This window comes from Corynebacterium sp. c25Ua_47, from assembly GCF_039907205.1.
Taxonomy (GTDB): Bacteria; Actinomycetota; Actinomycetes; order Mycobacteriales; family Mycobacteriaceae; genus Corynebacterium; species Corynebacterium hiratae.
In genome coordinates this window covers 444074-460543 of the sequence record NZ_JASBOH010000001.1, presented here as the reverse complement: position 1 = coordinate 460543, position 16470 = coordinate 444074, and the positions used below count along the sequence as shown (strand labels likewise).

General features: G+C 60.7%; 14 protein-coding genes. 3 read left to right on the top strand and 11 right to left on the bottom strand.

The window, feature by feature from the left end; all coding sequences use genetic code 11:
• Positions 1 to 35: 35 nt before the first annotated feature.
• The 11 genes from argC to uvrA all read right to left on the bottom strand — a co-directional run bounded on the left by argC (position 36) and on the right by uvrA (position 12352).
• Positions 36 to 1079, bottom strand: a complete 1044-nt coding sequence (gene argC, locus QKE52_RS02155; RefSeq protein ID WP_071406739.1) for an N-acetyl-gamma-glutamyl-phosphate reductase — start codon at positions 1077 to 1079, stop codon at positions 36 to 38.
• A 101-nt stretch (positions 1080 to 1180) separates the two neighbouring features.
• The gene (locus tag QKE52_RS02150; protein WP_046648527.1) at positions 1181 to 1633 is read right to left on the bottom strand and encodes a hypothetical protein; all 453 of its coding nucleotides are present in this window, start codon (positions 1631 to 1633) and stop codon (positions 1181 to 1183) included.
• A 225-nt stretch (positions 1634 to 1858) separates the two neighbouring features.
• Positions 1859 to 4372 (bottom strand): phenylalanine--tRNA ligase subunit beta, encoded by a 2514-nt coding sequence (gene pheT, locus QKE52_RS02145; RefSeq protein ID WP_347947978.1) that lies wholly within the window; start codon positions 4370 to 4372, stop codon positions 1859 to 1861.
• Positions 4373 to 4401: 29 nt separating this feature from the next.
• Positions 4402 to 5448: a phenylalanine--tRNA ligase subunit alpha gene (gene pheS, locus QKE52_RS02140; RefSeq protein ID WP_347947977.1), complete on the bottom strand. Its 1047-nt coding sequence runs from the start codon at positions 5446 to 5448 to the stop codon at positions 4402 to 4404.
• Positions 5449 to 5545: 97 nt separating this feature from the next.
• A complete protein-coding gene (locus QKE52_RS02135; RefSeq protein ID WP_347947976.1) occupies positions 5546 to 6346 on the bottom strand; it encodes an RNA methyltransferase in 801 nt (266 codons plus the stop codon).
• A gap of 113 nt (positions 6347 to 6459) precedes the next feature.
• A complete protein-coding gene (locus tag QKE52_RS02130) occupies positions 6460 to 6936 on the bottom strand; it encodes a TM2 domain-containing protein (protein WP_347947975.1) in 477 nt (158 codons plus the stop codon).
• Positions 6937 to 7142: 206 nt separating this feature from the next.
• Positions 7143 to 7526, bottom strand: coding sequence for a 50S ribosomal protein L20 (gene rplT, locus QKE52_RS02125; protein ID WP_005323264.1), 384 nt, complete (start codon positions 7524 to 7526; stop codon positions 7143 to 7145).
• Between the two features lie 56 nt (positions 7527 to 7582).
• The gene (rpmI, locus tag QKE52_RS02120; protein ID WP_010190075.1) at positions 7583 to 7777 is read right to left on the bottom strand and encodes a 50S ribosomal protein L35; all 195 of its coding nucleotides are present in this window, start codon (positions 7775 to 7777) and stop codon (positions 7583 to 7585) included.
• A 36-nt stretch (positions 7778 to 7813) separates the two neighbouring features.
• Positions 7814 to 8335 carry a translation initiation factor IF-3 gene (gene infC / locus QKE52_RS02115; RefSeq protein ID WP_080975058.1) on the bottom strand — a complete coding sequence of 174 codons (522 nt, stop codon included), beginning with the start codon at positions 8333 to 8335 and terminating at the stop codon, positions 7814 to 7816.
• Between the two features lie 253 nt (positions 8336 to 8588).
• Positions 8589 to 9515 (bottom strand): S-adenosylmethionine synthetase, encoded by a 927-nt coding sequence (locus tag QKE52_RS02110; RefSeq protein ID WP_347947973.1) that lies wholly within the window; start codon positions 9513 to 9515, stop codon positions 8589 to 8591.
• Complete coding sequence (uvrA, locus tag QKE52_RS02105) at positions 9515 to 12352, bottom strand: excinuclease ABC subunit UvrA (protein ID WP_175973024.1); 2838 nt, start codon at positions 12350 to 12352, stop codon at positions 9515 to 9517. The genes QKE52_RS02110 and uvrA overlap by 1 nt, the downstream gene beginning before the upstream one ends.
• A gap of 76 nt (positions 12353 to 12428) precedes the next feature.
• Here uvrA and QKE52_RS02100 point away from each other — a divergent pair, with 76 nt between their 5' ends.
• The 3 genes from QKE52_RS02100 to QKE52_RS02090 all read left to right on the top strand — a co-directional run bounded on the left by QKE52_RS02100 (position 12429) and on the right by QKE52_RS02090 (position 16467).
• The gene (locus QKE52_RS02100; protein WP_046648533.1) at positions 12429 to 13031 is read left to right on the top strand and encodes an MBL fold metallo-hydrolase; all 603 of its coding nucleotides are present in this window, start codon (positions 12429 to 12431) and stop codon (positions 13029 to 13031) included.
• Positions 13032 to 13126: 95 nt separating this feature from the next.
• Positions 13127 to 14050, top strand: coding sequence for a DoxX family membrane protein (locus QKE52_RS02095; RefSeq protein ID WP_046648534.1), 924 nt, complete (start codon positions 13127 to 13129; stop codon positions 14048 to 14050).
• A gap of 245 nt (positions 14051 to 14295) precedes the next feature.
• Positions 14296 to 16467, top strand: a complete 2172-nt coding sequence (locus QKE52_RS02090) for an AAA family ATPase (RefSeq protein WP_232745331.1) — start codon at positions 14296 to 14298, stop codon at positions 16465 to 16467.
• Positions 16468 to 16470: the final 3 nt, after the last annotated feature.

Here is a 16470-nt window from a genome sequence, read left to right as displayed (position 1 = left end):
GCGGTGCGGAACGCTTGGGAAAGTAGGGGTGCCTCTTAAGGGGCAACTGCTGCCTGTGGAAGGCCCAGGGTTTCTTCCCATCCCAAAGTCAGGTTCATGCACTGGACCGCAGCGCCGGCGGTGCCCTTGCACAGGTTGTCCAGAGCCGCGGTAATCACGAGACGGCGGGCGCGCTCATCCACGTGTGCTTGGATATGGACCATGTTGCTGCCCACCACGTTTTGCGTTTCTGGCTGTTGGCCCTCAGGCAGGACGAGGCAGAATGGTTCATCAGCATAAAAGTCACGGAAGGCCTCGGCGACTGTGCGCTTGTCGACGCCCCCCTTCAACGGCGCCGTAATCGTCGCCAGAATGCCACGAGGCAGCGGCGCCAGCACCGGAGTGAAACTCACAGACACCGGTTGCTGCGTAAAAGGCTGTAGGTTTTGCAGGACCTCCGGGGTATGCCGGTGTGTCCCGCCTGGCTTATAGGCTTTGAGGTTGCCCATAGTTTCCGCACCTAGCTGTGCCACGGAGGCCTTCTTGCCTGCCCCGGACACCCCGGTGATTGCTATCACCGACAGATCTGGCTCAATCAGATCCTGCGCTACGGCCGGCAGCGCACCCAGGGTAATCGTGGTGGGAAAGCACCCCGGTACGGCAACGCGGTTGCTACCTTTAAGCTCCTCACGATTGCCGGGAACCTCCGGGATTCCATAAGGCCAAGCACCGGCGTACTCACCACCATAAAACGCGTCCCAGTCTTCCTTGCTACGCAAGCGGAAGTCAGCTGCGCAGTCAATCACCGTGACGGACTCCCCCAGCTGGCGGCCGATCTCCGCGGAGTGCCCGTGCGGCAAACCGAGGAAAACGATGTCATGGCCAGCTAGAATCTCCGGCGTGGTGTCCTCGATGACGCGGTCCGCCAGTTGCGGCAGGTGCGGCATGAGCTCAGATACTCGCTGACCTGCGTTGGAGTGCCCGGTGAGCGCGCCGATGCGCAACTCCCCGGAGAGGTACGCTGGGTGCGACAGCAAGAGACGGAGGATTTCGCCACCTGCATAGCCCGTAGCTCCGGCGATTGCTACTGAAATAGTCATGCAGCTACTCTAGCAAATAATGCATTCCGCCGTATGTTATTCAGAAAAAATGCGCCGAACAGCTCGGCGCACAGGTGAGGAAAAGTAGGGTTCAGGAAGGTTTACATGACGCGGGACGAGACGTTCCCCAGTCCCTCCGCACCCGATACGGCGGTCTTTCCTGCATAGCCTAGGTAGCCATGCGGGCCGACGAAGTGGATACCGCCCTGGGCATCCGCGATGGCTACAACCTCATTGAACTGGTGAACCTGGCCGGGCTGCAGGCGCTTGAAGCTCGTGGTTGTCAGCCCCTGGTTGAAGCAGTCAGCCTTGGAGCGACCTGCGTGGTAGAAAAAGCGCGGCGCCAACCGGCCCGGCGGGTTGCACTGCGGGCTAGTGGCCCGTGCCCCTTCGGACAGGCACGCGACGTAGGTTCCTTCGATGTTCGAAGCTTCACAGTTGACGGTGCCATCGGCGTTGGAGAAACCTTGGGACAAGTCAGCGGAGGCGTGTGGGGCGATGGTCAGTGCGCCGACAACGGCGGCGGTGGCTGTGAGACGAGAAATAAGACGCATGGTGTGAACAATCCTTTCGGTGTGGCTTGGTCTGGAAACTCAGCACCTTTGCTGCACCCTTGAGGTTATGAGGCAGAGCACACCCCTTCCAGCGCTAGGGGATCTCTCCCCACATCAGCACCTGCCCCAACGCGCGCAAACCCGGCTAAACAAAAGCCCGGCTAACCTCCCACAGAGCTAACCGGGCTTGGAGCACTAACGAAGCACTAGCGAAGCAGCAGAGTCTTAGGCGCGCATCTGTGCGCCAAGGCGCTGCTTGGCCAACTCCGCAGCGGCGAGGCGATGCTCGTTGGCCTCTTCATCAGTCAGAGTGCGGTCACCAGCACGGAAGAGAAGCTGGAAGGCTAGGGACTTCTTTCCTTCGCCGAGCTGCTCGCCACGGAAGACATCGAAAAGCTCCACGGACTCGAGGAGATCACCAGCACCCTCCTCGACCACACGGCGAACCGTCTCCGCCGGGGTTTCCTCGTCCACCACCAAAGCGATGTCCTGGTGCAAAGCCGGGAAGGAAGACAGCACGGGGGCGGGGAACTTCTCATCCAGCGGCAGAGCTGACACATCGAGCTCCATCGCACACGTGCGTGCTGGCAGCTCCAAGGCCTCAAGGACCTGCGGGTGCAGCTCACCCGCGTAGCCAACGACCGTCTCCTCATCGCTTGCGAGAACGATTGCAGCACAGCGGCCCGGGTGCCACGGCAGCTGCTCAGCTGCCTTCACTGCGATGTCCACGCCAGCGGAACGAGCAACCTGGCGCGCAGACTCAATAGCATCCGCGTAGCTGTAGGCGCGGCCCGCTCCCCACGGCCCTTCGTGTTCAATGTTTCCGGTGGCCACCGTGGCTACGTGCAACGGCTGGAGCGGCAAAGACCCAAGGAGATCGGCGACCATTGACTCCTCTGGGCGCGACTCCACCGACGGCATGGGAGAAGAATCAGCGCGCTTGAAGGCCACCTGCTGGAGGCCGAACAAGGCCAGATCACTGCGGCCACGGGCAACGTTGCGGGCGATAGCCTCAAGGAGATTGGGCAGCAACGTCGTGGACAGGATCGCCTTGTCTGACTCGAGCGGATTCTGCACGGCCACGGTCTGGCGGCGCGCATCCTCCTTGTCCAAGCCCCACGTGTCGAAGGTGTCGTTCGCGATGAACGGCGACGGGAGGACCTCGGCGTAGCCCGCGTAAGCCAACCCATGTCCGATCGCACGGCGACGCTTCTGCGCCGGAGTTAGGCCGCGGCCGCCCACCGGAGTGGGCAGGATGGTCGGAATGTCTTCAAGCCCTTCCAGACGCAGGATCTCCTCAATGAGATCAACGTCCATTTCGATGTCCGCGCGCCAAGAGGCGGGGACGACGGAAAGCTCCTCCCCGCCAGACACCTCGCAGCCGACCTCCGTAAGGCGCTTCACCACGGTCTCCTGGGAGTATTCGATACCGGCATACTCACTCGGCTTCGCCGCACGCAGGGAGATGGGCTCGCGCTTGGCGACGTCTCCCACAAGCGTCCGCCCAGCCTCGATCGTGCCGCCAGCAATCTGCTGAAGCAGCACGCACGCCACGTCCAGCGCAACCTCAACGATGGCCGGATCTACTCCGCGCTCGAAACGGCGAGAAGCCTCCGAGGAGAGCTTGTGGCGGCGGGATGTGCGGGCCACGGTGATCGGATCCCAAATGGCCGACTCGAAGTAGACATCAGTCGTCTCGTCAGAAATTTCGGAGGTGGTGCCACCCATGACGCCCGCCAAGGATTGGATACCGTTGTCATCGCAGATGACCACGTCGCCCTCCGAAAGCTCCCGCTTGACATGGTCGAGGGTCTCGAACTTCTCGCCCTCGTTGGCATTGCGCACAACGAGGTTGCCCTTGATCACGTCGGCGTCAAAGGCGTGCATCGGCGCGCCCAGAAGCAGCATGACGTAGTTCGTGACGTCGGTAGCCACGTTGACGGCGCGCTGACCGGAGAGCATGAGCTCGCGCTCCATCCAGAACGGGGTACGCGCTGCCGGGTCAATACCGGTCACCTTGCGCAGACCAAATCGCTGCGCCTTGGTTTCCTCCCTCAGGTCAACGTCGATAAGCGTGCCCTCCGGAGCCGGCACGACGGAGGTGTCGATGCCAGCCACGCTCGGATCCTGCGCCACGTCGGGGAAAGTGAGATCAAATGCGGAGGCAATTTCACGCGTCAGGCCACGCGCAGACAAGGCATAGCCACGATCCGGGGTGATGTTGACGTCGAAGACGGTATCGGACAGCCCAATAAGGGGGCGGGCATCCTCACCAATCTTGTCGGCAACCTCCTCCCCTAGCACGATGATGCCGTCTGCCTTGGGTCCGAAGCCCAGCTCAGCTGCGGAGCACATCATTCCGTTGGAGATATGGTCGTAGGTCTCGCGGGCGGCAATCTTGAACCCGCCCGGCAGCTCAGCGCCCGGAAGGGAGACCACGACGTAGTCGTGGAGGCGGAAGTTGCGGGCGCCGCAGATAATGCCCTGCAGCTCCCCCGTCCCATTGGCCTGGCCAACGTTGACCTGGCAATAGCGAATTGGTTTCTTGAACTGGGTGAGCTCTTCGATCTCTACAACCTGACCGATAACCAGCGGGCCCGTGGTTTCCGGAAGGGCCTCGTAGCCCTCGGTTTCAAAACCTACGCGGACAAAGCCAGAGTCCAGTTCCTCAGGGGACACGGTCCAGCCGGAATTAGCAGTGCCCAGGATGCGGGTAACCCAGTCTTGGGAAATAAGCATTGTTTTCTTTCTATCCTTTCTCTGGGTTCCTATGCCTGCACGCCAAAAGGCAGGGTGAAGCGGACATCGCCTTCGACCATGTCGCGCATATCGGTCAGGCCATTGCGGAACTGCAGGGTGCGCTCGAGGCCCATGCCGAAAGCGAAACCGGTGTATTCCTCGGGGTCAATGCCTACCGCACGCAGGACGTTGGGGTTGACCATGCCGCAGCCGCCCCACTCGATCCAGCCGGCGCCGCCTTTCTTGTTGGGGAACCAGACATCGACCTCAGCGGAGGGCTCGGTGAACGGGAAGTAGTTCACGCGCATGCGAGTGGTGGTCTCCGGACCGAAGAGCACCTTGGCCAAGTGCTCCAAGGTGCCGCGAAGATGAGCCATGGTCAGCCCCTTGTCCACGGCAAGGCCTTCCACCTGGTGGAAGACAGGAGTGTGGGTGGCATCGAGCTCATCGGTACGGAAAACACGGCCCGGGCAGGCAATGTAGAGCGGGACATCGCGGTCAAGCATCGTGCGCACCTGCACCGGGGATGTATGGGTACGCAGCACCTGCTTGGAACCTTCCTTGCCCACGTGGAACGTGTCCTGCAAGGTGCGGGCTGGGTGGTCGGGCTTGAAGTTCAGAGCGTCGAAGTTAAAGTACTCTGCTTCTACCTCAGGGCCCTCCGCGATTTCCCATCCCATGCCCACAAAGATGTCCGCGATGCGCTCCGACAGCGCTGTGATGGGGTGCAGGGCACCGGTCTGCGCGCGGGTGGTAGGGACGGTGACATCGACCTTCTCCGCCTTCAGCTGCGCGGCGCGGGCCTCCTGCTCCAGCACTTCACGAATCTGGGCAAAGCGCTTTTCCACCTTGCCGCGGGCCATGTTCACTGCGCGTCCAGCATCCTTGCGCTGGTCCTTCGGCAGCTGTCCGAGCGATTGGCGGGCCTGCGGGATATAGCCGCTATCACCAAGGTGCTCGCGACGGGCGGAGGTGAGCTCGTCGAGGCTGGTTGCAGCTTCGAAGGCGGCGATGGCCTTCTGCGCGGCGGCCTCGAGGGCCTCTTCGGTCAATTCGATATGAGGTGTATCGGACACGTGCCTTGATTACCTTCTTCTCGCACAAAAACTAACGCGAGCTATCTTACCGTGCCGCCTGACTTCTGTGGCCACCAACCCAGGCACGTCGGCGGCGCTAGCTGCTCTGCTGCTTCGCAGACTCATAGAGGCAAATGCTGGCGGCCGTAGCAAGGTTCAGAGATTCCGCTCGGCCAAGAATCGGGATGCGCACACGCATGTCCGCCTCATCCTGCAGATCACCCAGGCCGTGCGCCTCATTGCCAAAAAGCCACGCGGTGGGCTGGGACAGGTCCGCATCGGCGAGGTCCACCTCGCCGTCGGCTGCCGTAGCCAACACTTGCAGTCCAGACGAGCGCAGCTTGCCCAGTACATCCTTGATGTTGGGGTCTCGGGCTACGGGCACATGGAAAAGCGATCCGGCCGACGCGCGCGCCACCTTACAGCCCAAGGGATCCACGGTTTCCCCGGCAAAGATGACGCCATCGGCACCCATGGCATCCGAGGTCCTGATCAGCGTTCCCGCGTTGCCCGGCTCCGCCGTCAAGACAGGAACCGACACCAGCTTCGGCTTGCCGGCCAAAATCTTCCCGGCGGTCCACAACACTGGGCGGCACACGGCAAAGAGCCCGGTGCTCGTGGCGGTGTCAGACAGGTGCTTTGCCGCCCTATCCGTAATGGGATGCACATACACGTCCATGTAGCCGCAGGCTTGAACAATGTGTGCAAAGCGCTCGGCGGCCTTCTCCGTCACGAAAACATCCGTAGCGGCACCGGTGGACACGGCCGCGTCCACGGCGTTTTCGCCCTCAATGATGAAACGCTCCGCCTTTCGGCGGCTGGCCGCCCGGTGCAATTTGGCGGCATTAACCACGCGCGGGGTGCGTTCAGTAAAGGCAGAGGAAAAATCCAGATTCATGCATTTGACGGTACCCACCGAACCAGACATTGAAAAGTCCCGCTCCCCCAGCAAGTTTGAGTGGGTAGCGGGACGGTTGGTCTCCACGTCATCTACGCGGATACGGGTGGGCTTTATTTCTTTAGCGGAACTCCGTCGGCGTCCTTATCAAAGCCAGATAAACCACCGGCGATGAATACGAGCTCGACCCACTTCCAGATCACCAAGGCACCGATGAGGATAAAGCCAATGAGGATAAAAGAGGTAACGAATCCTACGATTGCAAGGCCCAACTGCCACATGCCGCGCTGCGTGCGACCAATATAGAAGTTATAAACCCCCAATTCGCCCAAGAAGAAGCACAGGAGCAGCGCTACCAACCATGACTTCTGCTCGCCGCCCGGGTGTGGCTGCTGGCCATAGTTTGACTGGTATGCATCCTGCTGTGCGGGCAGATTCTGGGACTGCTGCGAACCGCCATACGGAGCCGAGCTGTAACCGTACTGATCACTGAATGATCCGAAGGGGTTCGACTGCTGCGACTGTCCGCCATAAGAGCCACCGCCATAAGCATCGCCATTGGGCTGATACGCGCTATTCGGGTTGGTCATAACTATCTTTCCTTCGCACCATGTGCCCCTAGGGCAGGCCCAGAAGCCAACGGCTACCTTGATTTACACAACAACGAGCAATGTAACACAAACCACAAAGAGGAGCAGTACGCCCGCCAACCTAGCGGGTGCTACTCCCCACAACAAGAAACCCACCGGCCCTCCATAAGAGGGCGGTGGGTTCGTGACGTTTCTACGCTCGACGCTTACGCAGCCTTCGGTGCGTTAACGTCCTCCGGCAGTGCGGCCTTGGCGGCCTCGCACAGTGCGGAGAAAGCCTCGAAGTCGTTGACGGCAAGTTCAGCGAGAATCTTGCGGTCGACCTCGATCTCAGCCAGGCGCAGGCCGTGGATGAGGCGGTTGTAGGTGATGTCGTTCATACGAGCGGCAGCATTGATGCGCTGGATCCACAGCTTGCGGAATTCAGACTTACGGGCGCGACGGTCGCGGTAAGCGTAAGTCATGGAGTGCAGCCACTGCTCCTTGGCCTTACGGTAGAGGCGGGAGCGCTGGCCGCGGTAGCCCTTAGCGGACTTCAGGATCGCGCGACGCTTCTTCTTGGCGTTAACTGAGCGCTTTACTCGTGCCACAGTAATACTTCCTTATCTTGATTGTGAGTGTGTGGGGATGGGAGTTTCGGCGCTGACTATGCGCGGCCGAGAAGGCGCTTGACGCGCTTGGTGTCTGCCTTGGCGACGTCCTCGGTGCCCTTCAGACGACGGGTGCGCTTGGAAGGCTTGCCTTCCAGGAGGTGGCGGCGGTTAGCCTGCTCGCGACGCAGCTTGCCGGAGCCGGTCACCTTGATGCGCTTGGCGGTGCCCTTGTGAGTCTTCTGCTTCATGAGAATTAAATCCTTAAATCCTAAGTGGAGCGTGGTCTACTTCTTGCCTTTGCGGACGGGCCCAAGGACCATGGTCATATTGCGACCATCCTGCTTGGGGCGCGACTCCACGACGCCGACCTCTGCGACATCGTCAGCCAAACGCTCCAGCAGGCGGAAACCCAGCTCCGGACGCGATTGCTCGCGGCCACGGAACATGATGGTCACCTTGACCTTGGAGCCCTTCTCCAGGAAGCGCACCACGTTGCCCTTTTTGGTCTCGTAATCGTGATCATCAATCTTCGGACGGAGCTTCTGCTCCTTCACCACGGTTTGCTGCTGGTTCTTACGGGACTCGCGGGCCTTCTGAGCCTGTTCGTACTTAAACTTGCCGTAATCCATGATCTTGGCTACGGGCGGCTTAGCGTTCGGGGCAACCTCGACCAGGTCGAGATCGGCTTCGTACGCAAGCTTGCGAGCATCGTCTGTACGGACAATGCCCACCTGTTCACCACCGGGGCCAACAAGACGGACCTCGGGTACTCGGATGCGCTCATTAATGCGAGCTTCAGCGCTGATTGTGGTTCTCCTCGATTGTGGGGGCTAGTAGTGTGCCTACCGTGACCACAAACGAATAAATCCCGGTGCCAAAGGCATCCGGGAGTTTCTTTTCAAGCACGCGCCAATGTATGGCGCCTACTCTTAACCTTTATCCTGCGGCGAAACTAGTGTCCGGCGCGGCTTCGGGTGGGAGAAACTCCGCTTGCGGCCCAAGTACCTCCTGGAGGAGGCGCTACGGGCGGTAGTGCGCACTACTTTAACACCTGATTTTTCAGGAACCAAATCGGCGTGCCGATGTCGTTCCTGCAGTCTGCGTTGCCGTGGGCGGTGCGCAGCCCTCCACCGGTTTAAGCGCGCCAGCCTCCAAGGCCTCAGTTACGACTCGGTCCACTCCAGCAGCAAGAACGTTGAGCGCAGGAATTGCTTCTTCGGCGTACTCACCCGGCATGGTGACTTCAATGGCCAATCCCACCGTGGACTCTTTACTCGAGCCCGATGGGGTGGTTTCCCGCACACCAATTTGGCGGTGGGTATAACCGTCGTCGTACTCGGATAGTCCCCACCCGCCCTTGGCGCGGGTGTTCGGGAGCTTGTCCAATCCGTTGTCTTGCCACTCCACAATGTCATCCATTGCGTCATAGACCTGTTCTGCTTCCGGAATACACGGTAAGTGTGCGCCAAACTCTGCCTGGTCTTGCAGCAGCCACGTGGAGTAGCCAAAAGGTTCCTCGAACTCGCCGGTCGAACCATAATCTTCCAAGAGCGCCGTTACTGCGCTCCCAGCATCGCCCTCAGTCCATCGCACGTGGGACCACAACGCGTAGGCAGCATCATTGTCGGATTCCTTAATCGCGAGGTCGACGAGCTCCGGGCTAGCGCCGTCGCGCAGCGCGGCAATCGCGATAGGAACCTTCACCGTCGACCACGCAGGCTCTTCACCGCGTAATCCGGCGTTGACAGTCCCTTCCCTATCCGCCACCGCCACGCCGGCGCGGACATTGAACTCCTTCTCTACTTCAGAGACGACATCGCGTAATTCGGCGCGCACGTCATAGCTGGCGGGTGCTTCCACGCCTGGTGATTCTTCGGGAGCCGGCGGCGATGTGTCTTCCGCTGGTCCGGAACACCCCGTCATGGTGGCTGTCGCAGCAATGCTGATGGCTAGTGCTGCCGTGCGGGTACTTCTGTGGCCCAACATCACACCAGCTCCTTGAGGAACCCTCCCGTATAGGAGCCTTCCACCTGCGCCACGTCTTCTGGCGTGCCTTGGGCCACGACGGTGCCGCCGCCCGAGCCGCCTTCCGGGCCCATGTCCACGATCCAATCGGCGGCCTTAATGACGTCGAGGTTGTGCTCGATGATGATCACCGAGTTGCCCTTATCAACCAGGCCTTGAATGACGAGCATGAGCTTTCGGATGTCCTCGAAATGCAGTCCGGTGGTTGGCTCGTCCAGGATGTAAACCGTGCGCCCATTCGTGCGCTTTTGGAGTTCGGAGGCCAGCTTCACGCGCTGCGCCTCACCACCGGAAAGCGTCGTGGCGGCCTGACCCAAGCGAACATATCCCAGGCCCACCTCCACCAAGGTGTTGAGGTAGCGGTGGATCGACGTGATGGGTTCAAAGAACTCGGCTGCCTCCGAGATCGGCATGTCGAGAACCTCGGCGATGTTTTTGCCCTTGTAGAGGACCTCCAGGGTTTCGCGGTTATAACGGGCACCGTCACAAACCTCGCACGGCACATAAACATCGGGCAGGAAGTTCATCTCGATCTTTATGGTGCCGTCGCCCTGGCACGCCTCACAGCGTCCGCCCTTGACGTTGAAGGAGAACCGGCCCGGCTTGTAACCGCGTACCTTAGCCTCCTGGGTTTCCGCGAACAGATTACGGATCTTGTCGAAGACCCCTGTGTAGGTTGCCGGATTCGAGCGCGGGGTGCGGCCGATAGGGCTCTGGTCCACCTGCACCAGCTTGTCTAGGTGTTCCACGCCTTCAACGCGCTTGGCGCGACCGGGTACTTGGCGGGCACGGTTGAGTTTGTTGGCCAAGGTCTTGGCCAAGATCTGGTTGACCACGGTGGATTTACCGGAGCCGGACACGCCTGTCACACACACGAGCACGCCCAGCGGAATCTCTACATCAATGCCCTTGAGATTATTCTCGCGCGCGCCGACCACCTTGAGCATGCGCTCAGGGTCAATCTCACGGCGCGTATCCGGGACCGCAAGCTTCTTCTTTCCTGACAGATACTGCCCCGTCAGGGACTCCTCCACAGATTCGATGCCGGCGGGCTCGCCCTGATAGACCACCGTTCCGCCGAATTCGCCGGCCCGCGGTCCAACGTCGACAAGCCAGTCCGCCTCCCGGATGGTGTCCTCATCATGTTCCACCACAATCAAGGTGTTTCCGATATCGCGCAGGCGCTTCAACGTGGCGATGAGGCGCTGGTTATCGCGCTGGTGCAGACCAATGGAGGGCTCATCCAGCACGTAGAGGACTCCCGCCAGGCCGGAGCCAATCTGGGTTGCGAGGCGAATGCGCTGTGCTTCGCCACCGGACAACGTGGAGGCGCCGCGGTCAAGGGTGAGGTAGTTCAGGCCGACGTCGAGAAGGAAGCGCAGGCGAGCCTGGATCTCCTTGAGCACAGCACCAGCAATGATCTCCTCGCGGTGGCCCAACACGAGAGAGTCGAGGAACTCCGCCGCCTCCTCGATGGACAGTGCCGTCAAGCCGGCGATGGACTGCTCGCCATGCGCGGTGGAGGCCAAACGCACCGCCAAGATTTCCGGCTTCAGGCGGGTACCGCCACAAGCGTTACACGGCACACGGCGGGTGTACTGAAGGAGACGGTCCTTCTGCGACTCGGAATCCGCCTGATCGAGCTTGCGCTCCAAGAAGCCGATAGCTCCCTCGAACGGCGCTGACCAGTTGCGCTGGCGGCCATAGCGGTTCTTGTAGCGCACACTGACTTCCACATCTGTGCCATAGATCAAGGCGTGGCGCTGCTCCTCGGTGAGCTCGGAAACCGGGGTGCGCGGATCAAAGTCCAGGGCTTTCGCCAGGCCTTCGACCAGCTTGACAAAGTACCGCGCATTGGGGCTCGACGTCCATGGTTGGATGGCCTCAACGGCTGGGGCATCCGGGTCCGGGATCAACAGATCCACATCCACCTCAAGGCGCGTGCCCAAGCCATCACACACCGGGCAGGAACCGAAAGGCGCGTTGAACGAGAACGCGCGGGGCTCGTATTCCTCAATGGTCAGCGTGTGGCCGTTAGGGCAGGCAGCCTTTTCCGAGTAAGTGTGCGTGAGCTCTTCGCGGTCTACGAAATCCAGGGTGACGAGTCCGTCTGCCAAGCGCAGCGCCGTCTCGACAGAATCCGTCAGCCGCTGCTTTTGGGAAGCTTTCACCTGCAGGCGGTCCACGACGACATCGATGTCGTGCTTGATCTGCTTCTTCAGCTTCGGCGGGTCACTGAGCTGGTAAAGCTCCCCATCTACCCGAACACGGGAGTAACCCTGGGCCGCGAGGTCAGCAAAGAGGTCAACGAACTCGCCCTTACGTCGGCGAACGACCGGTGCGAGGACCTGGAATTTCAGCTTTTCCTCGTGGCTTAAGACTTCATCAACAATCTGTTGCGGGGTTTGGCGCTCAATGACAGCATCACACTCAGGACAGTGCGCAGTGCCCGCGCGGGAGAAAAGCAAACGCAGGTAGTCGTAGATTTCGGTGATGGTTCCCACCGTCGAGCGCGGGTTGTGGTTGGTGGACTTTTGGTCAATGGACACTGCTGGGGATAGACCGTCGATGAATTCGACGTCCGGCTTATCCATTTGGCCAAGGAACATGCGTGCATAGGAGCTCAAAGACTCCACGTAGCGCCGCTGGCCCTCGGCGAAGATGGTGTCAAAGGCGAGTGAGGACTTGCCTGAGCCCGATAGGCCGGTAAACACCACCAGGTTATCGCGCGGGATATCGATGTCCACGCCCTTGAGGTTGTGCTCACGCGCACCACGTACGACCAAACGATCAGCCACTAGTTGTTGCCTTCCTACACAAAAGAATGTGTGTTCAGAGAGTTCTCATTCAGAATGTACCCGTATGGTTGGACTTATGAACAACGCGCTTGAGCTTCATAAAATTTCCGTGTCCGAGATGGACAACAATTGCTACCTGCTGTGCGCGGGTGACGAGGCGCTGCTTATCGACGCCTCCGCTGACGCCCCCGCGCTGCTCGCTTTAGCCGCCGACCACGGAGTAAAGATCTCCGCGGTGCTGACCACGCACCGCCACTGGGATCACGTACGCGCACTCAAGGAAGTCTTGAATGAAACCGGTGCCGTTCACTATTCCTCTTTCTTGGACGCCCCTGCTTTGCCCGCGCCCGTCGACGTGGAACTGGAGCATGGCGATACGCTTCCTTTCGCCGGTTACGATCTGCCCGTCATTATCCTGCGCGGACACACCCCGGGCGGAGCAGCAATTGCAGCGGAGATTGATGGCGTTACCAACCTCTTCGTCGGTGATTCCCTCTTCCCCGGCGGCGTGGGCAAGACCACCTCGGAAGGTGACTTTGTGCGCCTCTACAAAGATGTCACGCAGCGGCTCTTTGATGTCTATCCGGACGACGCAATTGTCCGCCCCGGGCACGGGGCCCCCACCACGCTCGGCGCGGAACGCCCGCACATGGACGAGTGGTGGGAGCGACGCTGGTAACTACGTGTTAACTGCTGCGCTCACAGCAGCAGTTGTTTAACGCGCGTACTATGGTGTGGCGAACGTCTTTACAGATCTATTGAATGGAGCACGTTATGATTCGTAAATTTGCCCGTCCTATGCTGGCCTCCGTGTTTGTCTGGGATGGTGTGGATACGCTCCGCAACACCTCGGAGCACGTCGCGGACACCGAGTCCGTGCTCAAGCGCCTGCGCAAGGTGCTGCCCCGCGAATACGCGGGTTACATCCCCAATGACCCAGAGCTGGTTACCCGCGCGCTCGGCGGCGCGAAGACCGCTGCGGGCACGAGCCTCGCGCTGGGCAAGGCTCCGCGCACCTCGGCTGCAGTGCTCGCGCTGACGCACGTCCCCAACCTGGTCGGCAATGCTTTCTGGACCGCGGATTCCAAGAAGGACAAGGAAGCACAGCGCAACAGCTTCATCACCAACACCGCTCTGCTTGGTGCCCTCGCCATCGTTACGCAAGACACCGAAGGAAAGCCTTCCGTGCGGTGGCGCGCTGCTAAGGCCTCTGAGCGTGCAAACAAGAAGATTCAGCAGGCGCTGCCGGGCAAGTCCGAACAGCAGAAATTTGCGGAGGACTTCTCCAATCGCGCAAACGAGATTTCTTCCGATGTCACGGCCAAGGCCAATGACTGGTTTGAGACCGCCAAGGACTACGTCGAGGACAACCGCGATGACTGGGAGTCTGCCGGCCGTGACTTCATCGACTCCGCGCGTTCCTTCGTCGAGGACACCGCTGAGACGGCACGCGAGTTCTTTGAGGAGAACAAGGACGATTGGCTCGACGCTGCACGTGACAACACCGAAACCGCCCGCAAGGGTCTGGTCAAGGCAGCCGGCAAGGCACAGGACCGCGCTGACGAGGCACTGGCCAAGGCGGATTCGCTCGATGGCAAGCGTGCCCAGAAGAAGGCTCGCAAGCGCGCCGAGAAGCTGCAGAAGGAAGCCTCCAAGAAGCTGGATAAGGCTTTCAAGAAGTTCGGTGACCGCTTCTAAGCTCTCCGTCCTTCGCTGCGGATAACTCCGCAACACACCGCGGCAATCGCCGCGGTGGAGAGAACAACGGCTCAGCTAGTATGCTGGGCCGTTGTTCTTTTTCCTGTCCACCCTTCCCCATCTCCCTTACTTCCCGTCTGTCCACGAGAAGCCTTCATACGCACCCAAGGAGCCTTGTGTCTGAATCTTCACCCGCGACTCATACCGGGAAACCCGGCGCCCACGCGAACGAGCAGAGCGCGGAAATAGCTAGCGAGCAAGCATATGTCGATGGCCTCTTCGAGCGTCTGGACAACGAGGTTCAAGCGGCCAACGAGCGCTTGAACGAAGTGCAAGCTGCCGTCGATCCACATACCCCGGACGCCGATGCACTCGTTCGGCGAGAGACCGAGTACCACGGCCTGCAGGCTAAATTGGATCGCCTCAACGTCGCCCAACTCGGCTTAGTTTTTGGGCGCATCGACATCGATGCACCCGGTGATAACCCCACCCCGGAAGGCCTGGACCGGCGCTACATCGGCCGCATGGGACTCGACGCCAGGGAGGAGAACTACCGGACACTCCTTCTGGATTGGCGTGCGCCGATGGCGCGCCCCTTCTACCTCGCCACTACAGCGCACCCTGAAGGCGTCCATGTCCGTCGGCATATCCGGACCACTGGGCGCACGGTTATTGGAATCAGCGACGAGGTCTTGGAGGGAGAATCCTCTGCTGACAGCAGCGATGTCGCAAGCGAGTCCGCCCTCCACCACGTGATGCAGCGCGCCCGCACCGGGCACATGCCCTCCATCGTGGAGACCATTCAGCGCGAACAGGACGAAATCATCCGTGACAGCACGCGGGGCGTCATGGTGGTCGAAGGTGGCCCGGGAACCGGCAAGACCGCTGTTGCACTGCACCGCGTGGCCTACTTGCTCTACACCTACCGCGAACAATTAGCCGCTACGGGCGTGCTCATCGTCGGACCCAATTCCACCTTCCTGGAATACATTTCCCGAGTACTCCCGGAACTTGGTGAAACCGGCGTCGTGCTTTCCACCATCTCTTCCCTCTTCCCCGGCATCGAGGCTACTCACTCGGAGTCCTTGCTCGCCCGCGAGATCAAGGGCTCCGCTGCCATGGTGGAAATCCTCGGCAACGCGGTCAAGGATTATCAGCGCCTACCGGAGCAGCCGCGCACGGTGGAGATCGATCGGCTCGAGCTCACCGTCACCCCAGCTATGGTCAAAGCGGCGCGTACCCGCGCGCGGCGCTCACGCAAGCCGCACAACGACGCTCAAGCGGCATTTGCGGAACACCTCATCGAGTCTCTGGCCCAGCAGATGGCCGAACGCATCGGTTCTGACCCGCTGGGAGGTGCCAACCTGCTCTCCCGCGCGGACGTGGATCAGCTCCACGATGACCTCGCCGAAGAACCACAGGTCACAGAACTCATCGACGAGTTCTGGCCCCATCTCACGCCTACCGAGGTACTCGCCAATCTCCTGAGTAGCGCCGAACGAATCGATACGGCAGCCTACGCTTATGATGACGAAACCCGCGGTGCCCTCTACCGCGAAGACGGTACGTCATGGGCGGCCTCCGACGCCGCGCTTCTCGACGAGCTCGCGGTCCTCATCGGCATGCCCGACCCCGAAGCAGAGCGCGCCGCCGAGGAGAAAGAATGGCGCGAACAGGTCGCGGAGGCAGAAGACGCCCTCGATATTCTGAGCTCCTCTGATTCCACTGACAACGATGATGACATGTTCGAAGCCGAGATCCTCTCTGCGCACGATGTCATCGACGCCGAGCACCTCGCTCGCCGTCACGAGGTTCGGGATTCTCGCACCACCGCCCAGCGGGCCCGGGAAGACTACACGTGGGCCTACGGGCACGTCATCGTTGACGAAGCCCAAGAACTTACCCCCATGGAATGGCGCATGATTTTCCGGCGTAGCCCCTCGCGATGGATGACGCTCGTGGGCGATACGTCCCAGACTGGAGCGCCCGCCGGTGTGGATGACTGGGGCGAGACGCTCGAGCCTTTTGTTGGAGAGCGCTTCCGACTGCACGGGTTGACGGTCAACTACCGCACCCCACGCCCGGTTACGGAATTAGCCAATCGGCTGTTGGAAGAAATCAACCCTGAGGCCACGCCGAGCATCGCGGTGCGCGATGGTGTTGACGTTGTCTGGCACGACGACGCCACCGATGCGGAGCCGAGGACATTTGAGGATGAGGACGGGCGCCTGCGCGCCGTGATCACGGCTGCCAACGTCGAGGAGATCAAAGGCCTCGAGTTTGATCACGTCACGGTGGTCAACCCCGATGACATCGTGGCAGCCTCCCCACAGGGTTTGCACAACCTCTATGTTGCGCTCACGCGTGCGACGCAGTCCTTGACCATCACCGGCCGTTATGCGGAGGTTTTCGGATAGTCT